This window comes from Mucilaginibacter psychrotolerans (assembly GCF_004519315.1).
GTDB lineage: Bacteria > Bacteroidota > Bacteroidia > Sphingobacteriales > Sphingobacteriaceae > Mucilaginibacter > Mucilaginibacter psychrotolerans.
Genome location: NZ_SOZE01000023.1, coordinates 12,631 through 35,458, shown reverse-complemented (window position 1 = coordinate 35,458; position 22,828 = coordinate 12,631). Strand labels below are relative to the sequence as shown.

General features: G+C 46.5%; 24 protein-coding genes and 1 riboswitch. Of the genes, 15 read left to right on the top strand and 9 right to left on the bottom strand.

Going from position 1 to position 22,828, the window contains the following annotated elements; genetic code table 11:
- Positions 1-65 precede the first annotated feature (65 nt).
- From E2R66_RS19605 to E2R66_RS19595, 3 genes are read left to right on the top strand one after another with little or no spacing between them, the layout of a single operon-like run.
- Complete coding sequence (locus E2R66_RS19605; RefSeq protein WP_133233794.1) at positions 66-332, top strand: YtxH domain-containing protein; 267 nt, start codon at positions 66-68, stop codon at positions 330-332.
- Between the two features lie 48 nt (positions 333-380).
- Positions 381-719 (top strand): phage holin family protein, encoded by a 339-nt coding sequence (locus E2R66_RS19600; protein ID WP_133233796.1) that lies wholly within the window; start codon positions 381-383, stop codon positions 717-719.
- A 3-nt stretch (positions 720-722) separates the two neighbouring features.
- Complete coding sequence (locus E2R66_RS19595) at positions 723-1,151, top strand: hypothetical protein (protein WP_133233798.1); 429 nt, start codon at positions 723-725, stop codon at positions 1,149-1,151.
- 84 nt (positions 1,152-1,235) lie between these two features.
- Here E2R66_RS19595 and E2R66_RS19590 read toward each other — a convergent pair whose 3' ends face one another.
- Positions 1,236-1,448: a hypothetical protein gene (locus E2R66_RS19590; protein ID WP_133233800.1), complete on the bottom strand. Its 213-nt coding sequence runs from the start codon at positions 1,446-1,448 to the stop codon at positions 1,236-1,238.
- Between the two features lie 266 nt (positions 1,449-1,714).
- Here E2R66_RS19590 and E2R66_RS19585 point away from each other — a divergent pair, with 266 nt between their 5' ends.
- Positions 1,715-3,004 (top strand): HAD-IB family phosphatase, encoded by a 1,290-nt coding sequence (locus E2R66_RS19585; protein WP_133233802.1) that lies wholly within the window; start codon positions 1,715-1,717, stop codon positions 3,002-3,004.
- A 100-nt stretch (positions 3,005-3,104) separates the two neighbouring features.
- Here E2R66_RS19585 and E2R66_RS19580 read toward each other — a convergent pair whose 3' ends face one another.
- Both E2R66_RS19580 and E2R66_RS19575 read right to left on the bottom strand, forming a co-directional pair.
- Positions 3,105-3,569 (bottom strand): universal stress protein, encoded by a 465-nt coding sequence (locus tag E2R66_RS19580; protein WP_133233804.1) that lies wholly within the window; start codon positions 3,567-3,569, stop codon positions 3,105-3,107.
- 55 nt (positions 3,570-3,624) lie between these two features.
- Positions 3,625-4,962 (bottom strand): voltage-gated chloride channel family protein, encoded by a 1,338-nt coding sequence (locus tag E2R66_RS19575; RefSeq protein ID WP_133233806.1) that lies wholly within the window; start codon positions 4,960-4,962, stop codon positions 3,625-3,627.
- Between the two features lie 27 nt (positions 4,963-4,989).
- A riboswitch (Fluoride riboswitch) is annotated at positions 4,990-5,054 on the bottom strand.
- Positions 5,055-5,169: 115 nt separating this feature from the next.
- On the opposite strand from E2R66_RS19575, the gene E2R66_RS19570 reads away from it, so the two are divergent.
- Complete coding sequence (locus E2R66_RS19570) at positions 5,170-5,724, top strand: hypothetical protein (RefSeq protein ID WP_133233808.1); 555 nt, start codon at positions 5,170-5,172, stop codon at positions 5,722-5,724.
- A 135-nt stretch (positions 5,725-5,859) separates the two neighbouring features.
- The gene (locus tag E2R66_RS19565) at positions 5,860-6,813 is read left to right on the top strand and encodes a tryptophan 2,3-dioxygenase family protein (protein WP_133233810.1); all 954 of its coding nucleotides are present in this window, start codon (positions 5,860-5,862) and stop codon (positions 6,811-6,813) included.
- Between the two features lie 283 nt (positions 6,814-7,096).
- Here E2R66_RS19565 and E2R66_RS19560 read toward each other — a convergent pair whose 3' ends face one another.
- On the bottom strand, positions 7,097-7,555 hold the full coding sequence (locus E2R66_RS19560) for a hypothetical protein (protein WP_133233812.1): 459 nt from the start codon (positions 7,553-7,555) through the stop codon (positions 7,097-7,099).
- A 105-nt stretch (positions 7,556-7,660) separates the two neighbouring features.
- Between E2R66_RS19560 and E2R66_RS19555 the strand changes: the two genes are divergently transcribed.
- A complete protein-coding gene (locus E2R66_RS19555; protein WP_133233814.1) occupies positions 7,661-8,725 on the top strand; it encodes a branched-chain amino acid aminotransferase in 1,065 nt (354 codons plus the stop codon).
- Positions 8,726-8,955: 230 nt separating this feature from the next.
- Here the strand turns inward: E2R66_RS19555 and E2R66_RS19550 are convergent, their stop codons facing one another.
- Both E2R66_RS19550 and E2R66_RS29155 read right to left on the bottom strand, forming a co-directional pair.
- On the bottom strand, positions 8,956-9,702 hold the full coding sequence (locus E2R66_RS19550) for a class I SAM-dependent methyltransferase (RefSeq protein WP_133233816.1): 747 nt from the start codon (positions 9,700-9,702) through the stop codon (positions 8,956-8,958).
- Positions 9,702-10,235, bottom strand: coding sequence for a serine acetyltransferase (locus E2R66_RS29155; protein ID WP_133233818.1), 534 nt, complete (start codon positions 10,233-10,235; stop codon positions 9,702-9,704). Before E2R66_RS29155 ends, E2R66_RS19550 begins: the two co-directional genes overlap by 1 nt.
- A 113-nt stretch (positions 10,236-10,348) precedes the next feature.
- Between E2R66_RS29155 and E2R66_RS19540 the strand changes: the two genes are divergently transcribed.
- The 3 genes from E2R66_RS19540 to E2R66_RS19530 all read left to right on the top strand — a co-directional run bounded on the left by E2R66_RS19540 (position 10,349) and on the right by E2R66_RS19530 (position 13,031).
- Complete coding sequence (locus E2R66_RS19540) at positions 10,349-11,623, top strand: glycosyltransferase family 4 protein (protein WP_133233820.1); 1,275 nt, start codon at positions 10,349-10,351, stop codon at positions 11,621-11,623.
- Positions 11,623-12,369 carry a glycosyltransferase family 2 protein gene (locus E2R66_RS19535; protein WP_133233822.1) on the top strand — a complete coding sequence of 249 codons (747 nt, stop codon included), beginning with the start codon at positions 11,623-11,625 and terminating at the stop codon, positions 12,367-12,369. The genes E2R66_RS19540 and E2R66_RS19535 overlap by 1 nt, the downstream gene beginning before the upstream one ends.
- Before the next feature lie 200 nt (positions 12,370-12,569).
- Positions 12,570-13,031: a ferritin-like domain-containing protein gene (locus E2R66_RS19530; protein WP_133233824.1), complete on the top strand. Its 462-nt coding sequence runs from the start codon at positions 12,570-12,572 to the stop codon at positions 13,029-13,031.
- 104 nt (positions 13,032-13,135) lie between these two features.
- Here E2R66_RS19530 and E2R66_RS19525 read toward each other — a convergent pair whose 3' ends face one another.
- Positions 13,136-14,794, bottom strand: a complete 1,659-nt coding sequence (locus tag E2R66_RS19525; RefSeq protein WP_133233826.1) for a M28 family metallopeptidase — start codon at positions 14,792-14,794, stop codon at positions 13,136-13,138.
- 270 nt (positions 14,795-15,064) lie between these two features.
- Between E2R66_RS19525 and ileS the strand changes: the two genes are divergently transcribed.
- The 4 genes from ileS to E2R66_RS19505 all read left to right on the top strand — a co-directional run bounded on the left by ileS (position 15,065) and on the right by E2R66_RS19505 (position 20,231).
- The gene (gene ileS / locus E2R66_RS19520) at positions 15,065-18,448 is read left to right on the top strand and encodes an isoleucine--tRNA ligase (protein WP_133233828.1); all 3,384 of its coding nucleotides are present in this window, start codon (positions 15,065-15,067) and stop codon (positions 18,446-18,448) included.
- 1 nt (position 18,449) lies between these two features.
- Entirely contained in the window at positions 18,450-18,833 is a 384-nt protein-coding gene (locus tag E2R66_RS19515) for a TraR/DksA family transcriptional regulator (protein ID WP_133233830.1), read from the top strand.
- On the top strand, positions 18,834-19,439 hold the full coding sequence (locus E2R66_RS19510) for a lipoprotein signal peptidase (protein ID WP_133233832.1): 606 nt from the start codon (positions 18,834-18,836) through the stop codon (positions 19,437-19,439).
- 294 nt (positions 19,440-19,733) lie between these two features.
- Positions 19,734-20,231 (top strand): thioredoxin family protein, encoded by a 498-nt coding sequence (locus E2R66_RS19505; RefSeq protein ID WP_133233834.1) that lies wholly within the window; start codon positions 19,734-19,736, stop codon positions 20,229-20,231.
- A gap of 276 nt (positions 20,232-20,507) precedes the next feature.
- On the opposite strand, the gene pyk is transcribed toward E2R66_RS19505, so the two are convergent.
- Entirely contained in the window at positions 20,508-21,944 is a 1,437-nt protein-coding gene (gene pyk / locus E2R66_RS19500; protein WP_133233836.1) for a pyruvate kinase, read from the bottom strand.
- A gap of 63 nt (positions 21,945-22,007) precedes the next feature.
- Positions 22,008-22,433 carry an IPExxxVDY family protein gene (locus tag E2R66_RS19495; RefSeq protein WP_240049354.1) on the bottom strand — a complete coding sequence of 142 codons (426 nt, stop codon included), beginning with the start codon at positions 22,431-22,433 and terminating at the stop codon, positions 22,008-22,010.
- A 143-nt stretch (positions 22,434-22,576) separates the two neighbouring features.
- On the opposite strand from E2R66_RS19495, the gene E2R66_RS19490 reads away from it, so the two are divergent.
- Positions 22,577-22,813 carry an acyl carrier protein gene (locus E2R66_RS19490; RefSeq protein WP_031266521.1) on the top strand — a complete coding sequence of 79 codons (237 nt, stop codon included), beginning with the start codon at positions 22,577-22,579 and terminating at the stop codon, positions 22,811-22,813.
- The last annotated feature ends 15 nt before the right edge of the window (positions 22,814-22,828 follow it).

Genomic DNA, 22,828 nt, shown 5'->3' with positions numbered 1-22,828 from the left:
GGCAATCGCCTGAAATAAATTTAGTAATTAATAAAACAAATATTCAACTTATAAATTAATACATTATGAACGATAACACAAAAGTAGTTGTCGCGTTGCTTGCAGGATTAGCAGCAGGTGCGGCACTTGGAATTTTATTTGCACCCGAAAGAGGAACCGAAACACGCGACAAGCTTTCAGATTCATTGAAGAACCTTGGCGACACCATTAAAGAAACTGCTTCTAATGAACTCGACAGGATCTTGAGTTTAAAAGACACCGTTGTAGAGAACATTAAAAGCAAAGTAAAATCGACCGAGGAAGAGTACCAGGACGATTTGGAGCACGCATAAATTTTACCGTTTGCGGGTTAATACAGGACCCCAATTTTTTTCCGATATATGGAACAACAAAAAGAGACAGCCCGCCCAATTATAGATCAGGCAAAGGAATACGTTGAAACACGCGTAAAGCTTTTGAAACTGGAGGTAATTGAACGCAGCACAGCCATAGCAGCCAACATTGTTGTTGAACTGGTTGTAGTCATATTCTTCCTGCTTACATTTTTGTTCGCCAGCTTTACATTAGCCTTGTTCCTTGGCGATGTGTTCCATGCTTATTGGAAGGGCTTTGGCTCGGTTGCAGCTTTTTATATGCTGCTGGCTATAATTTTAGTAGTTGCCAAAAAGCCGATAGAGCGGCCAATTGTTAATATCCTGGTAAGGAAGCTATTTAAATAAAATATGAACACCCTTATACAAAACGCAAACGATCTGAAGTTAGAGATAGCCAGGCTTAAGAATCTGGAGGTGGAGCAGTCGGTAGCGTTAAAGTCGCGTTTCGCCAGCCCTGCGGCAATTTTTTCAACGGCCATGACGCTGTTCCCAAAATCGCCAACGGTTGATGGTGTAAAGAACGAGAGCTTTTTTAGCCAGGATTTTTTAGGGTTGTTATCGCGTATCTTATTGCCGCTAACGCTCAACAAAACACTGTTCAAGCATTCGAATTTTTTAGTGAAGACGTTGGTGGGCATCCTGTCGCAAAAGGCATCGCACTATATCAGCGAAGATGCTGTACAAGGTATTTGGGGGAAAGCCAAAGCGCTGTTTGCCAAATTCACTCAGAAAAAGGCGGAAACAAAGGTACCGGTACCCGCCTACGTTAATTCATAACAACATTGTCCCTGTTGCGAAACAGGTACAAGAAAGGGATAGGCTTGAGAAAGTTTATCCCTTTTTAGTTCCTCGCGATCTGAGCTATCCTGTCGGTGCCTGCGCTTCTTTCTCGCGTTTCCACCTTGCGCCGAAACTGATGGTTGCTATAAACGCCCCGCAGGCCAAACCACCCGAAAATCCTCGTACGAAATCGGCAATTTTATTGCCATTGAAGTAATGCGTAAAATTGGTGGTGATGAACGCTATAGTTGCTATAATGGTAACCAACAGGGCGATGTAAAATTTTCTCTTCATAGTAATAGGGAATGCCCCGGCCCAGTCCGGCGTTGCATATGTTATAAAAATAACTTAAAGTTCAATATCTGGCAAATAAACAAGTGTCGCAGGCCAGAAAAAGAGTCCTCATCCCTTAGTTACGAAAGCACAAGCTGTCCGGCGTTTGCCGAAGCCGCCAGCAGAGCACACCTCCCGTATGTTGCTAACTCTCCTGTTGTTTAAAAATCCGGGGATGCTGTTCTGCCAAAAATGTGCACATTTGCAGCAGCAATTTGTACCCTTACATGGATCAGTATTTTATCATAGATTTCGATAGCACCTTTACACAGGTGGAAGCCTTAGACGAGCTTGCCCGTATCTCGCTCAAGAATCATCCCGATAGGGAAGCCATCTACAAGCAGATAGAAGATCTTACCAATGCTTCTATGGAGGGCCGACTCTCGTTTACCGAGAGTCTGCAAGCCAGGGTAAAGCTGCTTTGCGCCAACCGCGACCATCTGAAGATGCTGATTACCCACCTTAAGAAAAAGGTATCGGTATCTTTTTCGCGTAACACAGCTTTCTTTAAAGACCACCAGGAAGAAGTACTCATCGTATCGGGTGGCTTCAAAGAATTCATCATCCCGGTTGTTACCGAATACCATATCAAAAAAGAGAATATCTATGCAAACACATTCGTATTCGATGAGGAAGGCAATATTATAGGTTACGATCGCAATAACCCGCTTTCGCAGGAAGGTGGCAAGGTGAAACTTCTGAAAGAGCTTAACCTGCAGGGCGAAATATTTGGCATAGGCGATGGCTACTCCGATTTTCAGCTGAAGGAATCGGGCATGATCAAAAAATTCTTTGCCTTTACAGAAAATATCGAACGTAAATCCGTAGCCGAAAAGGCCGATCATATTACCCCCAGCTTTGATGAGTTTCTGTACATCAACAAATTGCCACGTGCCATATCATACCCCAAAAACCGTATCAAATGTTTGGTGGTAGGTGATATAGACGATGAAGCCCTTGGGCAGATGAAACGCGAAGGCTACAACCTGCGCCACAAGGATACGATAGAAGAGAAATACCTGGAAGAAGCCGGCGTATTGTTTTGCGACGAAGCCAACCAGCCCACGCCAGAGCAAATACAGAATGCGGGCCGCCTGAAAGTTATAGGCTGTTTCGGCAGGATAGGCCGCAAACTGTCTGAAGCGGCTTGCGATGCCGGTATCATCATCTTTGATGATCCGAAGGATAACCCCCGCAATTCAGATTTTATCCCCAAAAGAGTTATCGCGTTCATGAACGAGGGGCGCACGCACATGAGCTGCAACTTCCCCGATCTGCAACCGCCACGTAATAACAATGCGCACCGGTTGATACACATCCACAAGAACGTGCCCGGCATACTGGCCAAGATAAATGAGGTGTTTGCCCGCCACAACATTAATATCGTGGGCGAGTTTTTGGTAACCAACAGCCAAATAGGCTACGTAATTACCGATGTAAATACCGGCTACGAAACCGGCGTACTAAACGAGCTGAAAGCTATAGAAAACACGATAAAGTTTAGGCTGCTGTATTAAGTTGTTTGAATATCGAATGATGAACCCCGAATAGCCAATGATGAAGTAAAAATGCACTTCGAAATTAATTATTCGGAATTCGGTGTTCAATATTACTTCCCTACTGAAACGGTACCACCAGCACCGGCACTTCTGCGTGGCGTACTACGCTTTCGGCTACGCTGCCCATAAGTAAGCGATCGAAGCCACTACGGCTGTGCGTACCTACCACAATAAGGTCGGCCTTGAACTCTTTACTGCAATGCAGTATGCCATCAGCTGTAGCACCATATTCGCTAAAATGGGTAACCTCCAAATCGCCTGCATATTTTTTTATGGTGCGCTCAACCAGGTTTTCGCCGATGTTTTCCTGTACGGCGAGCATTTCTACCTCGTTGATGCCTGTATCGCCAAAGGGCAAACCGGTAATGCTATCATTGGTGTTGATAGGTGACACTATTGGCTCAACTATATGCACCAGGCCAACATGTGCGTTAAATTTTTGAGCGAGGCTAAAACCGTAAGCCGCGGCGTTATCGGCAAACTTGCTGTCGTCTATCCCGATGAGTATTCTGCTGATTTGCATGGTATGATGTATTTGCGTCTAATATAACAATACTGATGCAATATGTTTTTGTTGTCTATAATTTATACCTGTTAAACATGCGATGCAGGTATCCGGGCTTTACGGCTTTCTGCGCGTGCAGCTTATTGCTGGCAGCACGCTGGGCGGAATAGATGCCGCCTTCGCCACTAAATAGGTACGCAATAAAGCAAGCCACTGCAAACAGCAAAGCATAGTGCCCGCCAAAAAGTTCTATACCCATTAGCGTGCAGGCGAGCGGGGTGTTGGTTGCCCCTGCAAATACTGCGATAAAGCCCAGTGCCGCAAACAGCCCAACCGGCGCGTTCATCAGTTCTGCAAGCGTGTTGCCAAGGGTGGCACCAATATAGAACAATGGCGTAACCTCCCCACCTTTAAAACCGGTACCCAAAGTAATGGCCGTATAGATAAGCTTCCATAACCAGCTGAACGCGAACGACCCGTCATGCTGGAATGCCGATACAATGGTTACCGCCCCCGGATGCTCGGCCGCTACGCCCAGGCTTAAATAATCGGGTCGGCCAAGCAGATAGGTAAGGCCGATGATGATCAACCCGCCTATAACGGGTATCAACCAGGTAGTTTTTATCCATTTAAGCGAAATAGCTTTTACCACGTGCGTAGCCTGCGCAAATGCCATGCTTGCCGCACCGAACGCAATGGCCGCTGCTACTACTTTGGCAAGTAACAACAGGCTTAGCGGCAAATGCTGCCCATAGATAACCTGACCCGTATCAACGATATCTACGTGATAAGCCGTATGCTTAATGCCCCAGGCCGCAACGGTAATATCGCCGACGAAGCCCGCGACCAGGCAAGGAAAAAGAAGCTTGTAATCCATACGGCTAACAGCTATCACCTCCAGCGCGAAGATGGCACCCGTTACGGGCGTGCCGAATACTGCGCCAAAACCCGCAGCAACACCTGCGGTGAGTATTGTTTTTTTATCCGCCTCATCCAACTTAAACCAGCCGGCAAAAAGGTTGGCCAAACTGCCACCTATCTGTACCGCCGTGCCCTCGCGCCCTGCCGAGCCGCCAAACAAGTGGGTAATTACGGTGGTGATTAATATAAGCGGAGCCATGCGCTTTGGCACGCCTGCGCCGGGCTGGTGTATCTCATCAATGATAAGGTTATTACCACGCTCTGCCGATTGCCCGTACCATTTGTACAGCAAATTGATAGCCACGCCTGCCAGCGGTAGCAGAAACAACAGCCAGGTATGCCCAAACCTGAATTGTATGGCCCAATTAAGCAGCCATAAAAACAGGGCGACCATACTGCCTATGGCAATAGCTACAGGCGTTACCATTGCCGCCCAACGGGCAATATATTTTAAGAGATTGAAAAGCGTGGAAGAGATTTTTTTGAACATAGCCTACATGCAAATAAATATAAAAATATTTGAGTAGGCGCCATCAGCTTTGCAGCGGTTCAATTAGGCGGAGCACCATCGCCTTGCCCTGCAAATATATCATTATTTCGGATGTGGGATTTGGGATTTCGGATTTATTTTAGGACGATTCCTTTGAATTCGGGTTTTGCCGGGTTACTTATTTGAACGGAACGATATTAATAGGAAATGGGAATTGCCGAAGATTCTGTAAATATCAGCTGGAAAAGTGTCGCAAAGCGGATGCGGATGAAATTGCCTGCGTGGATGCCTAAGTCCATCAGGGTACCAATGTTCGTCAAAGTTGTTTTTATATTGGCGTTGCTGGGTGGAGTGGCGTGCTATTGCGGGGCACTCATAAAAATATATCCGCAAAAACAATCAGTAGGTTATTTTGCGGGCGAGTGCTACGGCACCTGCGAAGTAAATTATATCATAACTGCTGATAGCTTAGTGGTAGACCGTTTTAACAACGTTACCCGTAAAAAGGAGCATATCGTAACCAAGGGTGATTTCAGGAAATTGAAGTTCGAAGTGCCATTGGCGATGATCCTGCACCCCAAAAACTTTGGCTGCCCCGACTGCTCAGACGGCGGCGCACTTACGCTTGGCTTTACTTACCGGGGTAATACATACAGCTATGCGCTCGACAGTGACTATGCCCCCTGGTATTTTAAAAACATGGGTGATGTAATAGGAGACAGGATAGCTAAAGTGGACAGCATCGCTCCATATAAAGATTAATTATTTCGGACGCGGGATTTGATATTTTCCGGTTTATTGCGATTCGGTCATCCCCAATCCAATTTTAAAATCCGAAATCGAACATCCGAGCGCCGAAATTGAATATCTCGTATCTAAAATCTATTTTTGCCTCTAATGAGCATCTCCCCGGAAATAGAAAAAAAATTAGCCCTGTTGCAAGAAAAGTACGAAGCCATGGGGCAGGATATGAGCAGTTACCTGGATGGCTTGCTGCACGCCGATTTTCTTACCTATTGGGATTATATCCACCTGGATACCTTGCTGAGCCTGCAAAGCCCTAAAACGCCTTTCCCGGATGAAGAGATCTTCATTATGTACCACCAAATTACCGAGTTGTATTTTAAGCTGAGCCTGCACGAGTGCAAGCAAATTGCCGCCGCACAGCCGCTTACCGCAGCTTTCTTTACCGCGCGCGTGCAGCGCATCAACCGGTACTTTGAGGCGCTCACCAATTCCTTCGAGATAATGGTTGATGGGATGGAGAAGGAGCAGTTTTTGCAATTCCGGATGTCGTTGCTGCCGGCAAGCGGTTTCCAGAGCGGGCAATACCGCATGATAGAGATTTACGCTACCGATTTCATCAATCTGGTGGCTAAGGACCAGCGCGAGCAATTGGGTAACGCATCCATCGAAGAACAATTCGAGCAGATTTACTGGAAATTCGGCGCTACGGAACTCTCTACCGGCAAAAAAACGCTTACGCTGAAGCAGTTCGAGAAGAAATACGCCAAAACATTCATCGAACTGGGCAAAAGTGTTACCGCTACCAATTTTTATCATTTATACAAACAACTCACCGCACAAGGCGATGACACCACGGCATTAGTCGAACAGCTGAGGCAGTTGGATATCAACGTAAATGTAAACTGGCCGCTATCGCACTATAAATCTGCCGTACGCTACTTAAATCGCGAACCCGAAGAGATAAAGGCTACCGGCGGTACTAACTGGCAAAAGTACTTGCCTCCGCGTTTCCAAAAAAGGGTGTTCTATCCTTCGCTATGGTCGGCAGAGGAATTGGAAAACTGGGGAAAAGGTTGGGTAGATAAAGTGGTGAGCGGGTTATAGGTCGGCGGTGTTCTAGATAAATATCAATAACGTCATGCTGAAATTTTATCAGCACCCCATCATAAAAGTCGCCACTTTGCTAAGTCGCTTTGCATCAATCTCCACCGCGTCATTGCGAGGAACGAAGCAATCTATACGTAGGACAGAGAGCTTTGCTAATCCGACCTGCTTGCCGGGAGATTGCTTCGTGCCTCGCAATGACGTTGTGGTAAGCTGTTTGTGATTAAAGCAAAAATTTGATGGCGGTGCGCGTACCGAAAAAGCGGATGTATAACGCTCCGGTTTAGCTTGCCGTCAGCATGCTATATTCCTTCATCCTATCAGCTATCAACTTCTCGAGTTCGGCAAAACCTTCGAATTTGTTCATCACGAAGAGCGATTTTTTAGACGGGAACTTGTTGATGAGGTAAATGCCTTGCTTGGATGGTTTTACCTGGCTTATGTTCTCGAACGCAATGGCCACATCGGGTTGGTTAAGGCCGTGCAGGGTAATTTTGTCATCGTCTACCAACAGTTTGGTGTCATCCACGCCAGAAAAGTACTTGCGGCGGCCGTAAAAAAAGCCGGTTACCAGTAAAATAATAATAATAGCGAATATCGATACATCTCGTATCTCGCCGCTTCGGTAAAGCAGGTTATACGCAAAAATGCCAACTATGGCAGCGTATGAGCCTAACATCGTAATGGTCCACAACTTTTTTAATTTGGTGCGGCCTTCGGTAGTCAATTCGTATTTGGACATAGAATTTAGGATTTAAGCTTACTAAGATAACTTTATATAATAGAAAAAGTAAAAAGTGCAACGAAAAATTTTTAACTTGCCATTTTTCGATTAACACGTACCGTCATGACAGACACTTTGGACTTTAAACTTACAAAAACAGCGCACTCCCGGTTACAGGAAACCGATTTTGACAATCTTCCCTTTGGGCGCACCTTCTCCGACCACATGTTTGTGGCCGATTATGCAGATGGCGAATGGAAAAACTTTGAGATTTTACCTTACGGCCCCATTGCCATGAGCCCGGCTATTTCGGCCCTGCATTATGGCCAGGCATTTTTTGAAGGGATTAAGGCTTATAAGCATGCCGATGGTACGGTCAGCATTTTTCGCCCCGAAAAAAACGCTATCCGTTTCAACAAATCGGCCGAGCGCCTTTGCATGCCAACGCTGCCCGAAGACATATTTATACAAAGCATTGCCGCCGTGGTAGATTTGGACCGCGAGTGGATACCCACGAAAGCCAACCACGCGCTTTACATCAGGCCGTTTATGTTCGCTACCGACCCATACCTGGGCGTAACACCATCGGCTACTTATAAATTTGTAGTGATACTAGGCCCCGTTGGCCCTTACTTTTCAAAGGCACTGCGCGTAAAGATAGAAACACATTACACCCGCGCTGCCGAAGGTGGTATGGGCTATGCCAAAGCAGCCGGTAACTACGGCGCATCTATGCTTCCCGGCCGCAAAGCTGCCGAAGAAGGCTTTGACCAATTGATATGGACCGATGCTAAAGAGCATGCCTATATAGAAGAAATGGGTGCCGCTAACGCGATGTTCCTGTTAGATGGTACGCTGATAACTGCCGAAGCAAAAGACACCATTTTGGATGGCGTAACCCGCGATACGGTTATTGCTTTGGCTAAAGAGTGGGGCATCCCGGTTGAGGAGCGCAAGGTTTCGGTAGCAGAAATTATCGAAGGTGCCAAAAGCGGCAAACTGACCGATGCATTCGGCGCAGGCACTGCAGCTACCATCGCCCCGGTTGGTTCATTCAGTTACAATGGCGAAGAATACTTCCTGAGCGATCCAAAAACAAGGGCGTTCTCTAACCGCGTTTTCGATACACTCGATGCCATTAAATATGGCCGTACTGCCGATACACACGGGTGGAATTATATCGTATAACTTATAGTTTAGGATAGAATAGGAGCCCTGCAAGAAATTGCGGGGCTTTTTTGTATCCCTTCCCAATGTCATTTCGAACCAAGCGATAGCGAGGGAGAAATCTTGTTAGATATGCAAAGCCGCTACGCAATTCCACTACTTTGAGTAAACAACAAGATTTCTCGTCGCCCCACCACACAGCCCCGCCCCAGCTCGCTCGAAATGACAAAGTGGTTAAGTTTTAAGGACGCTTACCCCTCCGCCTTCACCACAATATAAGGCGATAACGCCTTGCTCTCCACTGGGATAATTTTGGTAAATACCTTCCCCGCCACCCAAATGGTTTTCATCAGCAGTTTGGCCATGGCTTTCTGTTCAGATTTATTCTCCAGCCATACCGTGAATTTGCCGTGATAATAAGCCTCTACATTTTTTAGCCCTAGCGCTTCGCAGCTGCTTTTCAGCAGGGCGAGGTCCATGCTGGCGATGTTGTGCTTATCGTAGTTTTCTTTATCGAAGTTGCGCTGCAGCCAACCGTTCACACTTTTAAAATTGGGCAGGGTGATAAACAGCGTGCCGCCGGGTTTTAAAAACTTCAGGTGTTCGCCAATAATGAATTTAGTATCGTTGAAATGCTCTATCAGCCCGAAGGAAAGTACCAAATCGTATTTCTCGGCAGGTTGGTAAGTGAACAGGTCGGCTTCTATTATGCCGATGTCGCCGGGTTTTAAATCGTTTACTTCAAGCAATTGGTTCACCAAACCCGGATGGATAAAATAATCGAGCAGGGTGGTTTTTAGCCCCTTATATTTTTTAAGATAGATAGCATAATAGCCCGGGAAACCACCGAGTTCGATGCCGGTTTTAGCGCCCTTTTCGGCAATGATTTTGCCCAGTATATCGCCGAAGACGTAATTAGGCTTCAGCTTAAAGATAAGCCCGATTCTCGATTCCCAAAACGATTTCCAAAAAGCCCTGTCGGTTAAATTATTGTCCATTAAATATTTGTTGTTGGGTTTATGGCCTCCGTTTTCTTTTCCAGCAGTCTTGCCGGGTTGCCCACGGCTACACTGTTTGCGGGTATGCTTTTTACGACCACGGCACCGGCACCAATTACCACGTTATCGCCAATTTCAATATCGCCAATGATGCAAACGTTGGCACCAATATCTACGTTGTTTCCTATCTGCGGGCAGCGGCTGAGCGTGCCGTCTGCCAGTTTTTTGTGGCCAATGGTAACACCGTTGCGCAAAACGCAGCCCTCGCCAATGATGGTACCGTAGTTTACCACAAGCCCTTGTCCGTGGTAAAATACCAGGTTTTTGCCCGCTTTAAGTTTGCGCGGCAGTTCGATGCCGAGGCTCCATTCCACAAAAAAGCGGTAGAACATAAGGTAAGGGAAAAAGATGATCTTCAGCAGCATGTAGCGGTTGATAGCATTCACCAGGCGAAACATAAAGAGCACCAGCCGCGCTTTGATATTGCCCCGGTTGGCCCGCCAATCCTGGAATAAATACGCGAAAAAATTCATGCCTTGCTGCTTAATTTTGCTGTGATGCCCCATGCTGATGAAGATGGAGCGTTCAAAAGTAAAATTTTTAATTTTAGTATCATTATACTTGCCCCGATAATTGACGTTGCCGAATGAAGGTTGCCCTCATAAACACATCTGATGCCGGCGGTGGTGCCGCCGAAGCATGCATGCGCCTGATAAAGGCCCTGCAATTGCAACAGGTACAGGTAACCATGGTGGTACAGCACAAAAACCGCAACGAGCCGGCGGTATATGCTGTAGAAAAAACCAAACTGGACAGGCTCCATTCAAACTTCAATTTTTTTTACGAGCGACTGCCCTTTATCGCCTTTAAGGCTAAAGACAGGAGCGTGCGCTTCGCTTTTTCTACCGCCAACGCCGGTACAGATATCAGTAATGAACCGATTATACAGGATGCCGATATCCTGCATATCCATTGGACAAACTCCGGCTTCCTATCTATTGCCGACCTTGATAAACTCATCAAATTAAACAAACCCATCGTGTGGACGCTGCACGATATGTGGATGTTTACAGGCGGCTGCCATTATGCAGGCGATTGCATGCACTTTGAGTTGGAATGTGGTAATTGCTATTTTTTGCGAAATCCTAAACCTAACGATATATCGCATACCGGCTGGCAGCGCAAAAGCAAAATGCTGGGCGATGCTAAAAATATTTCCTTCGTAACCTGTAGTAATTGGCTTGGTCAGGTGGCAAAAACAAGCTCGCTGCTCAGGAACGCCAGCATACAAGCCATTCCAAACCCTATAGATACCGAGCTATTTGCCCCGCGGAAAATGGACGAGGCGCGTAAGAAATGGGGGATAGACCCCTCTAAAAAGATCATCCTTTTTGGTGCAGCCAACATTGCGGATAGGCGCAAGGGGCTGGCTTACCTGGTTGAAGCCCTGGACTACCTCAAAAACTATCCCGGCACGGATCAAATAGAGATGGTGATCTTCGGTAAAAACAAACGCTTCGATACTGGTACTTTACCTTTTCCGGTGCATGCTCCGGGTATCATCCGGTCGCCGGAAGATCTGGCCGAGCTTTACAGCCTGGCAGATGTTTTTGTGCTGCCATCTATAGAAGATAATCTCCCCAATACCATTATGGAGGCTATGAGTTGCGGTACGCCTGTGGTGGCATTTGATACCGGCGGCATCCCGGATATGATAGACCATCAGCAGAACGGCTACCTGGCGGCGTTTAAATCGTCGGCAGATTTGGCCGCTGGCATAAACTACGTGCTCGCTGCCGACAACCCTGCGATACTTTCAGATGCGGCTCGTCAAAAAGTGCTGCGCGATTTTAATAACCAAAAAGTTGCCGGGCAGTACATCAGTCTGTACCAATCGCTGTTGAAGGAGGTAAAGCCCTGATGCCAACGTTATCCGTAATCACTGTTGTTTACAACAACGTAGCCGATATAGGTCGCACGCTGCTATCGGTAATGAACCAAACCTATCAGGAGATAGAATACATCGTCATCGACGGTGGCTCTAAGGACGGTACGCTGGAGATCATCAATGCCTATAGAAGCCGCATAGCCAAATTCGTTACTGAGCCCGATAAGGGCATTTACGATGCCATGAACAAGGGCCTTGCCCTGGCCACGGGCGATTACGTCATCTTCATGAATTCGGGCGACGAGTTTTACGCCGGCGATACCGTTGAAAAGGTTTTTGCCACTGCCGATGGCGCAGATATTTACTACGGCGAAACCGAAATGGTAAACGCCCAGCGCGAAAGCCTTGGCCAACGCAGGCACCAGGCCCCTGCCAAATTCAACTGGCGCAGCTTTAAATACGGTATGAGCGTGAGCCACCAGGCCATCTACATCCGCAGGGAACTGGCTGAGCCTTACGACGCGGCTTACCAGTTAAGCGCCGATATCGATTGGATCATTCGCGCGGCAAAAAAGGCAAAAAAAGTTGTTAAGGTAGATGGGTATGTGGCCAAATACCTGGTTGGGGGGATGTCTAAAGCCAAACACCGCCAAAGCCTGGAAGAGCGCTTTGCCATTATGCGCAGGCATTATGGCCTGTTGCCCACCGTGTTCAACCACCTGGTTATTGCTTTTAATTTAGGCACATACTGGCTTCGGCACAAACGCACTAACGATTAAAAGCCGAGATAAAATACCATACAGCCTGTCCTAACCTGCCTCGTTTAAGTATCCTACTTATCTTTCAACATCCAAAAATATTATTTTTTTCGCTGTAAAATACAGGCGGTAGGTGCTTTTTCAATAATTTATTTAATTACTAATTAAATAATGGCATGGTGCTTGCATATACCCTATCAAACAAATAATAAAACATCACCATGGAAACTACCACAGAAAAATCAATCGAAGTACTAAACGACCTGATAGAAATCAATAACGACCGTATAGACGGTTTTAGCCGTGCTGCCAAAGATTTAGGCGAAGGCGATGCCGACCTGAAAGCAGTTTTTGACAAATTTGCAACAGATAGCCGCCAGAACGTGCAGGAACTAAGCGCAGCCGTTGGCCAGGCAGGCGGCGAATTAGAAACCGGCAATACCGTTGCAGGTACCATTCACCGTGCCTGGATTGACGTAAAAGCCACTTTTAGCGGCCACGACCGCAAAGCCATTCTGGACGAATGCGAGCGCGGCGAAGATGCCATCAAAAAAGCATACCGTGATGCGTTAAACGAAGACAACGGTTTATCGCCAGAGCAAGCTTCTTTGATTGCTACGCAACAACAAGCCATCAATTTAGGCCACGATAGCATCAAAGCTTTACGTGATGCGCAGGTATAAGCTAATATTTTTTAACCGGGTGCAATCCTGACAGTTTCGCCCAAATGCAAAAAGCCGCTTCATATCAAATGGAGCGGCTTTTGCATTTTATGACTTTTGCAGATTTAATGCGCCATCGATTTATCCCGTATGGCCTTAAATTCCGAGCCTGTTTTCCAGCCGGGGAAGGTGGTTTCGTTGCCCAGTTTAAGGCCAATCTGATACATCAAACCGGCAGTCTGCGCCATGCCAAGGGTGTTCATGCTGTCGCTATATTCATCTGATGGTTGGTGGTAATGGTTGTCATTATAATCCTTGGCTTGCGCCAGTCCGTAGGCCTCGCCTTTGTCGATAGAGGTTGCGCCGTTGTGCAAATCCAAAGCCGGCACGCCAACCTTGGCAAAATTAAAGTGATCCGACCGATAGTAGCTGCCCGAGCCGGGTTTTTCGTCGCCCTTCACACCCCAGCCATTTGGTTTGGTGAGTGCGATGACATAATCGTCCAAATCGTTCTGTCCTTTGCCGGTGATAGAGAAATCGCTTGTTTCGCCAAATGCAGATAGCGCATCGATATTTAAATCCGCAACGGTTTTGTTTAGCGGATAAACGGGGTGTGTGCCATAGTATTCAGAGCCCAGCAAGCCCTGCTCTTCGGCAGTAACCGCCAGGAAAACAATAGAGCGTTTCGGTTTATCTTTTGCCTGCGTAAACTTTTTGGCTACGGCCAATATCGCCGCAACGCCGCTGGCATTATCTATGGCGCCATTGTAAATGCTATCGCCTTTCGCATCGGGCTTGCCTTTGCCAAAGTGATCCCAATGGGCTGTGTATAGGATATACTCGCCCGGTGCAATGCTGCCTTTTAGGGTGGCAATCACGTTGTGCGAGGTGGAATACTTTAGTTTATTTTTTAGCGATATCGATACCGAACTATTCAACGGCACGGCTTTAAAATCTTTTTTACGGGCGTAGGTGCGCATATCTTCGTTAATGCCAGCGCCTGCCAGTAGCTTTTTGGCGGCATCTTCACTCAGCCATCCCTCTACCTTGCAGCGATTCATGTGCTTATCTGCCTGGGTAAGGTATAGCTTAGAGCCCGTGAAGCTGTTTTGTATTACCTGCCAGCCATAGCTTGCCGGTTCGGTTTGATGTACGATGAGTACCCCTGCCGCACCCTGGCGGGCGGCTTCTTCGTACTTGTAAGTCCAGCGGCCATAGTAGGTCATGGTGTCGCCTTTGAATAATCGTTCGGGTGCTTTAAAGCCCGGATCGTTTACCAATACCACAACGGTTTTGCCTTTTACATCCAGCCCTTTATAATCGTTCCAGTTATATTCCGGCGCAACCACGCCAAAGCCGGCGAATACCAGCGGCGAGTTTTTTAGGTCTACAGCGGGCAGTTCCTGGCGGGTAGCGGCCACAAAGTCTACGGCCATCTTGCCGTCCAGCTGTGTTTTGCCGGTAATTTGCATGGTAGGCTCGGCGGCGGGGCCAATCTCTACCATGGGTACATCCTGGTAGTAACTGCCGTTGTTACCCGGTTCCAGTCCCAGTCTTTTGAATTGGGCCGATATATAGGCAATGGTTTTATCCTCGCCCGGGGTAAAAGGCTTGCGCCCCAGCAGCGAATCATTGGCCAAAATGGCGATATGGTGTTTGATATCGGCAGCGAGCGCAGTATCAGCAGTAGTCGCGGCGGTTTGCTTTTTCTCATCGGAACTGCAGCCGGCGATTGCGGCGGCCAAGCCGGTTAGGGCAAATAATTTGAGGGTGTTTATTTTCATAGCGGGCTTGTTGAAAACCAAATATAAGAAACAGCCTCGACTATTTAACCGCAGAGAACGCAGAGCAGCCACAGAGGTACACAGAGCCCTGCATATGGCTAATTAAAGCCTTCTTATATCTCCGTGCCTCTCTGCGTGTCCTCCGCATCCTCTGCGGTTAAAAATCGCCACCACGCTATAATTTTGCTCCGCCATTTCCCTCCTTTTCTCCTTTTTTAAGATAAAATTGCGTATTTTTGCAACCTTTAAAATTCGACGCGAAACACATTGATGTACAAGGAATATAAGCAGTTAGATCTGTCGCAAACAGGTAAGGATATACTGGAGTTCTGGCAGCAGAACGGCATATTTGAAAAGAGCATAAGCAGCAGGCCGGCAAGTAAGCCGTACACTTTTTACGAAGGCCCGCCAAGCGCAAACGGGATGCCCGGCATCCACCACGTAATGGGGCGCTCTATCAAAGATATTTTTTGCCGTTACAAAACGCTGAAGGGCTACCAGGTTAAACGCAAAGGCGGATGGGATACCCATGGCCTGCCCATAGAACTTGCTGTAGAAAAATCACTTGGCATTACTAAAGACGATATTGGTAAAAAGATCTCCGTAAAAGAGTATAACGATGCCTGCCGCAAGGAGGTAATGCGCTATACCGACGTATGGAACGACCTGACCGAGAAAATGGGCTACTGGGTAGATCTGGAAAACCCTTACGTTACCTACGAAAACGAATACATCGAAAGCCTTTGGTGGATACTGCAGCAGCTGTATAACAAAGGTTGGCTGTACAAAGGTTATACAGTACAACCCTACTCACCAAAATCGGGCACGGGTTTGAGCTCGCACGAGTTGAACCAGCCGGGTACCTACAAAATGGTGAAGGATACTACCATCACCGCGCAATTCAAAGTAAAACGCGATAGCGATTCGGAGTTTTTATTTGAAGGTGTGGACACCGACGTATTCATCCTCGCCTGGACGACCACCCCTTGGACATTGCCCTCTAACTGTGCCCTGGCCGTTGGCGAAAACATCACCTATGTAAAAATAGCCACCTTTAACCCATACACCTATGCCCCGGTTGCAGTGGTATTGGCTAAAGATCTGGTTAAAAAATATTTTAAGGCTGAAGGCGAAGGCGCATCGTTCGACGAATACAAGGGCGGCGATAAGGTAATCCCTTACCGTATAGATGCTGAAATAAAAGGCAGCCAACTGGTTGGTATCCATTACGAGCAGCTGATGCCGTATGTTACGAATGAAGACCTGGAGAAAAATGCCTTTCGCGTGATCCCGGCAGATTTTGTTACGACCGAGGATGGTACCGGCATTGTGCACACCGCATCGGTTTTTGGTGCGGATGACTTTAGGGCATGTAAGGAAAACAACGTGCCATCGGTAATGGTGAAGGACGAGAACGGCAAAGATGTACCGCTTGTTGATAAGCAGGGCCGCTTTGTTGACGAGGTTACCGACTATGCCGGCCGTTACGTAAAAGAAGAATATTATAGCGATGCAGAGCGTGCCGTGGAAGGTTTTAAACCGACTGACGTACTCATCTCCATCAAGCTGAAAGAAGAAAATAAAGCTTTCAACGTACAAAAATACGAGCACAGCTACCCGCACTCGTGGCGCAGCGATGAGCCGATATTGTATTACCCGCTGGATAGCTGGTTCATTAAAACCACCGCCGTTAAGGATAAAATGGTGGAGCTGAACAAAACCATCAACTGGAAACCTGAAAGCACCGGCACAGGCCGTTTTGGCAACTGGCTGGAGAATTTGGTAGACTGGAACCTGTCCCGCTCCCGCTACTGGGGTACCCCGCTGCCGATATGGCGCGAGGAAAATGGTGGCGAGGAAAAATGCATCGGTTCGATAGCTGAACTGAATGCCGAGATTGAAAAATCTATTGCCGCAGGCTTCATGCCTGAAGGTTTTAAGCTGGAAGATATGCACCGCCCTTATGTGGATGATGTGATATTAACCTCCGCCGCAGGCAATAAAATGCTGCGCGAGCCGGATTTGATCGACGTTTGGTTTGATAGCGGCGCCATGCCCTATGCGCAATGGCATTTCCCGTTCGAGAATACAGCTGATTTTAAAGCCGCCTATCCTGCAGATTTTATTGCCGAAGGTGTTGATCAAACCCGTGGGTGGTTCTTTACCCTGCATGCCATTGCCGTAATGCTGAGCGAAGCCAGCGACGAGATAAAAGCCGTTAATGCCGAAGTTGGCAATCAAGGCATCGCCTTTAAAAATGTTATCAGTAACGGCCTGGTGCTGGATAAAAACGGCAACAAAATGAGCAAGCGCCTGGGCAATGGTATCGACCCGTTCGAAACCATTAATCAATACGGCGCCGATGCGGCCCGCTGGTACATGATCAGTAATGCCGCACCATGGGATAACCTAAAGTTTAACCTGGAAGGGCTGGACGAGGTGCGCCGTAAGTTCTTCGGTACGTTGTACAATACTTATACGTTTTTTGTACTCTACGCCAACATAGATAAGTTTAAATACGAGGAAGCCGAGATAGCCATTAACGACCGCCCGGAGATTGACCGCTGGGTAATTTCGTTACTAAACACCCTCAGTAAAGAGGTGGATGCCTACTACGCCGATTTTGAGCCAACCAAAGCTGCGCGTGCCATACAGGAATTTGTGGATGTGCACTTCAGCAACTGGTTTATCAGGCTGAGCCGTCGCCGTTTCTGGCGCTCGGATAGTACGGAGGATAAGCTATCGGCCTACCAAACGCTTTATACTTGTTTAATTACCATCAGCAAGCTGATGGCGCCTATTGCGCCGTTCTTTGCCGAGCGTTTGTATACCGACCTTAACTCGGTTACCGGTAAAGAGGAATTTGAATCGGTGCATTTGGCTTACTTCCCCGAGTATAATGCCGACCTGGTAGATAAGGCTTTGGAAGAGCGCATGGGCTTGGCGCAGGATATATCGTCATTGGTGTTATCGCTCCGTAAAAAAATAGAGATACCGGTGCGCCGCCCGCTGGGCAAAATACTGCTGCCTATTTTGGATAAAAACTTTAAGGAGCAGGTGGAGAAGGTGAAGGACCTTATCTTATCAGAAACCAACGTAAAGGCGATAGAATACATTACCGATACCGAAGGCTTTGTTAAAAAGAAGATCAAGCCAAACTTTAAAGCCCTGGGCGCTAAGGTAGGTAAGGATATGAAAGATGTTGCCGCTGCCATCAACGCATTCGGCCAAACAGAGATTGCCAAACTGGAAAGCGAAGGCTCAATACTGCTGCTTGATGGTAAATACGCAATCACTACCACCGACGTAGAAATCATCGCCGAGGATGTTCCGGGCTGGCAGGTTGCAAATTTAGGCAAACTAACAGTGGCTTTAGATGTTACGCTAACCGAAGAATTAAAACAGGAGGGGATATCCAGAGAGTTGGTAAATCGTGTACAGAATCTGCGAAAGTCGAAAGAATTTGAAGTTACCGATAAGATAATCGTCCGCGTGAGCGACCACCCTTACATCGGGGAAGCAGTGAAAAATAATTTATCCTATATTTGCGCCGAAATTTTAGCTGATAGCCTTGTGCTTGATAATGAGCTAACTGAGGGCGATAAAGTAGAGATTGATGGAAATGAAATTTTAATAGCTATTAGTAAAAGTTAACATGAGTCAAGAACCAGTAAAAACAAGATATTCTGACGCAGAATTAAAAGAATTTAAAGACCTGCTGTTAGAGAAACTGCGCAGCTCTAAAGAAGAGCTTGCGGCGTTGGCAACATCATTGAGTTCGCCAAACGCAAACGGTACAGATGATACCGCCGGCACATACAAAACATTGGAAGATGGCTCTGCAACTTTAGAAAAAGAGCAGATAAACCAGTTGGCTGCCCGTCAGAAGAAATTCATAGAGCAGTTAGAGGCCGCTTTGGTGCGCATAGAAAATAAAACGTACGGTATTTGCCGCGAAACCGGCAAGCTTATCCCTAAAGAGCGTTTGCGTGCTGTGCCGCATACCACGCTTACTATGGAAGCAAAATTGAAGCAGTAAATGAAGGCAGCTTATACAAAACCCTTCTTAACCGCTGCATTTATCGTATTGCTGGATCAGATTATTAAAATTTGGGTGAGGCAACACATGCTGCCCGGCGATGTGATCCACTTCATGGGCAACAGGGGTATGCTCCGCTACATTGAAAACAACGGTATGGCCTTTGGTATGGAGCTGGGCGGCGAGCTGGGTAAACTTACCCTTACACTTTTCCGCATTGTGGCGGTAGGTGGTATAGGTTATGGCCTGGTGCACCTTATTAAGCATAAATACCATCGTGGGTTGATTATGATGGTGGCCCTGATACTGGCCGGTGCTTTAGGCAATATCATCGATTCGGTTTTTTACGGCGTTATTTATGGTTACGCACCGTTGTTCCACGGTAAAGTGGTAGATATGTTTTACTTCCCGTTGGTATCGGGGAATTTCCCCATGTGGTTCCCCATTTGGAAAGGGGAGGAGTTTGTTTTCTTCCGGCCGATATTCAACCTGGCCGATTCGGCTATATCCATAGGCGTTATCATGATACTGCTGAACCAAAAACGTTACTTTAAACACGAGGAGCCCGAGGTAAGCAGCCCCAACAGCGAAATGGTGGAAGACTGAGGGTGTGAGGTAAAAAAAACAAAATAGAAAACAATAAAAGCGGCATCAGCCGCTTTTATTGTTTAAACGACCTCGTCATTGCGAGGAACGAAGCAATCTCTACGCAAGACAATCCACCTTGCAAGTCGCTCTGCTTGTAGGGAGATTGCTTCGTTCCTCGCAATGACGAGGTGGTGGTGGACTGCTTTAATACCTCATTGACGTGTAAGGCCTGCCCTGTCACGGAAAGTTTACACCGGCGCTTCCGTTATTTGCATGCAAATGCATACATTAGCCATAACAACACAGCCCTTTATGAAAAAAATACTCCTCATTGCCGCCATCATCGCCTTTGTTAATATCGCTAAGGCGCAAACAACACCCAACCTGTACAACCCGGCTGCCAATGCCAAGGCCGATATTGCCGCCGCAGTAAAACAGGCCGCAAAAGAGCATAAGAATGTGTTGCTGCAAATTGGCGGCAATTGGTGCAGCTGGTGCCTGCGCTTTAACAAACTGGTTACCACTACCGATTCGCTTAACAATTACCAGAATGCCAATTACGTGATAGTGCACGTAAATTACAGCAAAGAAAACATGAACGAAAAACTGCTGGCCGAACTGGGCTACCCGCAACGTTTTGGTTTTCCGGTGTTTATTATTCTGGATGAAAAAGGCAACCGCCTGCACACCCAAAATTCAGGCTACCTGGAAGAAGGTAAAGGCTACAGCAATACGAAAGTGTTGGAGTTTTTCCAAAGCTGGTCGCCCGCAGCGCTGGATCCGAAAACTTATGCGGAAAAGACGAAGTAGAGATTAGAGATTAGGAAAACTATATAAACAAGAAAAGCGGCGACAGCCGCTTTTCTTGTTTATAAGCACCACGTCATTGCAAGGAACGAAGCAATCTCCTGATTTGCAGGGCGGACTTGCAAAGAGGCTTGTCCTGCGTAGAGATTGCTTCGTTCCTCGCAATGACGAAGCTTTTTAAATCAAAAAAGAGGGTTACCGCTCATCACGATAACCCTATTTATTATTTTCAATCCCCCGTCTTCGGACTTTCTGACTAAAGACTTCCGGACTTAAAACTTATTCTACCACACTTACCCTAAGCATATTGGTTTTACCATGCTTGGTAATAGGCACTGCTGCGGTGTTGATAACCACATCGCCAACCTGTATCAGGCTTTGCGCTTTCAGGATGTCGTTAACATCGGTTATGGTTTGGTCGGTGCTTTCTAACTGGTCGTAGTAAAAAGCACGTACGCCCCAAACAAGGCTCAGCGCGTTAAGCAGCTGTTTGTTTGATGTAAAGATGTAAGTGCCTGCTTTTGGCCTGTAGCTTGAAATTTCGAACGCTGTGTAACCCGAGGTAGTCATAGATACTATACCAGTTGCTCTGGTATGCTCGGCTAAATAAACGGCGCTGCCGCAAAGGTTATCGCTCAGGAAATTGGGGTGCGCAGTATCCAGATTTTCTTTCTTCGATGCGTTGAAAGGGTAGCCTAAATCTTCTACGTTACGCACAATTTTAGCCATGGTTTCAATAACAATAACCGGGAACTCGCCAACAGAAGTTTCGCCGCTTAGCATCACTGCATCAGCACCATCCAATACAGAGTTGGCTACGTCGTTCACCTCGGCACGTGTTGGGCGCGGGGTGGTTATCATGCTTTCCAGCATTTGGGTAGCTACGATAACCGGTTTAGAAGCATCGCGACATTTACGGGCAATCATTTTTTGCAGCAAAGGCACTTCTTCCAGCGGGCACTCAACGCCCAAATCGCCGCGGGCAATCATTACGCCATCAGTAGCCGCTATTATCTCGTCGATATTCTCAATAGCTTCAGGCTTTTCAACCTTGGCAATTACGCGGGCTGCCTTGCCGCTTTCTTTGATAATGCGTTTAAGATCTATAATATCCTGGCCGGTGCGTACGAAAGACAGGCCTACCCAATCCACATCCCACTCCAGGGCGTATTTAAGGTTGGCAATATCATCCGGAGTTAAACTTGGGATAGATACCTTAGTGTTTGGCAGGTTAACGCCCTTGCGCGATGTTAAGATGCCGCCGTGTACCACCTCGCAAATAACGGTATCAATGCGGTTAGTGTCTATTACCTTCAGTTGCAGTTTACCATCATCCAACAGGATAATTTCGTTTGCCTGCACATCCTGCGGAAAAGTTTCGTAGGTAATGTATATCTGGTTGTCGTCGCCAACGCATTCGTGCGTGGTAATGTTAATACGTGTACCGTTTATAAGGTGTATGCCGCCATCTTTTACCTGGCCTATACGTATTTTGGGGCCTTGTAAATCGGCCAGGATGCCAACATTGGTTTTGTATTCAGCGTTTATCTCACGAATGAGGTCGATAAATTTTTTGTGGTCTTCGGGTTTGCCGTGCGAAAAGTTCAGTCGGCAAACGTTCAGTCCGGCGCGTATCATAGATAATAAAACATCTTTTTTGGAACACGCAGGCCCCATGGTGGCAACAATCTTGGTACGATTATAATAAAAATTCATATTCTCGGGTTTAAATCGGGCTATATTATCTTATAGTGTAGTATAGACACATCAAAATTTGCGCTAAAATAATAGATTTTCGCGTGATTTTATTTTTTTCGGTTCAATCTTTACGGCGGCTACTACTTCGGGTATCTTATTAATTGCCGAAATTAGGCTTTCAAGATCGTTTTCGTCGATATAATTTTTAATTAAAATAAAATAATCGGCTTCGCGCATTTCGGGCACAAGGTAACCCTCTGAACCCTTATTACCAATAAAAATAAAGTCAGTTTCGGTGTTTTCCCAGGTATGCTGATAAATAGAGAACAAAATCTCGCTTCCGCCGGGGCCAATATCCAGTTTAAGGTCGTCTTTGCGCACAAAATTAAAGTTTAAACTTTTGTTAATAAGGTAACAAATGCGGTAATCTTTAAGCGATGTGGTGAGCGCAATTAATATAAAATCAAAATCGATCTCAAACTTTAAATTTTTCCTGTTCAAAATCATTATTTTTACGGCGTTAAAATTACTAATCCAAACCTTTGCAATAAAATATTGTTCTGATAATTATGCGAAGTTTTTAGGTTTGATATTTAACATAATTTATTTTTCTTTGCACTGAAAATTATTAATCATTAAAAATTAAGACTATGTCTGATATCGCTTCAAGAGTAAAAGCTATTATCGTGGAAAAACTGGGTGTTGACGAAAGTGAAGTTACCCCAGAAGCAAGTTTCACCAACGATCTTGGTGCGGACTCTTTAGACACCGTGGAACTAATCATGGAGTTTGAAAAAGAATTTAACGTTGCAATACCTGACGATCAGGCCGAAACTATCGGTACTGTAGGCCAGGCTGTTGCTTACCTTGAGAAAAACGTTAAATAAGCTCCTCTTAAAACT

Excerpts from the sequence above, each read along its gene's own strand:
- E2R66_RS19540 (WP_133233820.1), top strand. The coding sequence starts at position 10,349 with ATGAAGGTTGCCCTCATAAACACATCTGATGCCGGCGGTGGTGCCGCC.
- pyk (WP_133233836.1), bottom strand. The coding sequence starts at position 21,944 with ATGAATTTTTATTATAATCGTACCAAGATTGTTGCCACCATGGGGCCT.
- E2R66_RS19555 (WP_133233814.1), top strand. The coding sequence starts at position 7,661 with ATGACAGACACTTTGGACTTTAAACTTACAAAAACAGCGCACTCCCGG.
- E2R66_RS19490 (WP_031266521.1), top strand. The coding sequence starts at position 22,577 with ATGTCTGATATCGCTTCAAGAGTAAAAGCTATTATCGTGGAAAAACTG.
- E2R66_RS19495 (WP_240049354.1), bottom strand. The coding sequence starts at position 22,433 with ATGATTTTGAACAGGAAAAATTTAAAGTTTGAGATCGATTTTGATTTT.
- E2R66_RS19580 (WP_133233804.1), bottom strand. The coding sequence starts at position 3,569 with ATGCAAATCAGCAGAATACTCATCGGGATAGACGACAGCAAGTTTGCC.
- ileS (WP_133233828.1), top strand. The coding sequence starts at position 15,065 with ATGTACAAGGAATATAAGCAGTTAGATCTGTCGCAAACAGGTAAGGAT.
- E2R66_RS29155 (WP_133233818.1), bottom strand. The coding sequence starts at position 10,235 with ATGAATTTTTTCGCGTATTTATTCCAGGATTGGCGGGCCAACCGGGGC.
- E2R66_RS19550 (WP_133233816.1), bottom strand. The coding sequence starts at position 9,702 with ATGGACAATAATTTAACCGACAGGGCTTTTTGGAAATCGTTTTGGGAA.
- E2R66_RS19585 (WP_133233802.1), top strand. The coding sequence starts at position 1,715 with ATGGATCAGTATTTTATCATAGATTTCGATAGCACCTTTACACAGGTG.
- E2R66_RS19525 (WP_133233826.1), bottom strand. The coding sequence starts at position 14,794 with ATGAAAATAAACACCCTCAAATTATTTGCCCTAACCGGCTTGGCCGCC.
- E2R66_RS19565 (WP_133233810.1), top strand. The coding sequence starts at position 5,860 with ATGAGCATCTCCCCGGAAATAGAAAAAAAATTAGCCCTGTTGCAAGAA.
- E2R66_RS19530 (WP_133233824.1), top strand. The coding sequence starts at position 12,570 with ATGGAAACTACCACAGAAAAATCAATCGAAGTACTAAACGACCTGATA.
- E2R66_RS19570 (WP_133233808.1), top strand. The coding sequence starts at position 5,170 with ATGGGAATTGCCGAAGATTCTGTAAATATCAGCTGGAAAAGTGTCGCA.
- E2R66_RS19590 (WP_133233800.1), bottom strand. The coding sequence starts at position 1,448 with ATGAAGAGAAAATTTTACATCGCCCTGTTGGTTACCATTATAGCAACT.
- E2R66_RS19510 (WP_133233832.1), top strand. The coding sequence starts at position 18,834 with ATGAAGGCAGCTTATACAAAACCCTTCTTAACCGCTGCATTTATCGTA.
- E2R66_RS19595 (WP_133233798.1), top strand. The coding sequence starts at position 723 with ATGAACACCCTTATACAAAACGCAAACGATCTGAAGTTAGAGATAGCC.
- E2R66_RS19575 (WP_133233806.1), bottom strand. The coding sequence starts at position 4,962 with ATGTTCAAAAAAATCTCTTCCACGCTTTTCAATCTCTTAAAATATATT.
- E2R66_RS19560 (WP_133233812.1), bottom strand. The coding sequence starts at position 7,555 with ATGTCCAAATACGAATTGACTACCGAAGGCCGCACCAAATTAAAAAAG.
- E2R66_RS19505 (WP_133233834.1), top strand. The coding sequence starts at position 19,734 with ATGAAAAAAATACTCCTCATTGCCGCCATCATCGCCTTTGTTAATATC.
- E2R66_RS19515 (WP_133233830.1), top strand. The coding sequence starts at position 18,450 with ATGAGTCAAGAACCAGTAAAAACAAGATATTCTGACGCAGAATTAAAA.
- E2R66_RS19605 (WP_133233794.1), top strand. The coding sequence starts at position 66 with ATGAACGATAACACAAAAGTAGTTGTCGCGTTGCTTGCAGGATTAGCA.
- E2R66_RS19600 (WP_133233796.1), top strand. The coding sequence starts at position 381 with ATGGAACAACAAAAAGAGACAGCCCGCCCAATTATAGATCAGGCAAAG.
- E2R66_RS19535 (WP_133233822.1), top strand. The coding sequence starts at position 11,623 with ATGCCAACGTTATCCGTAATCACTGTTGTTTACAACAACGTAGCCGAT.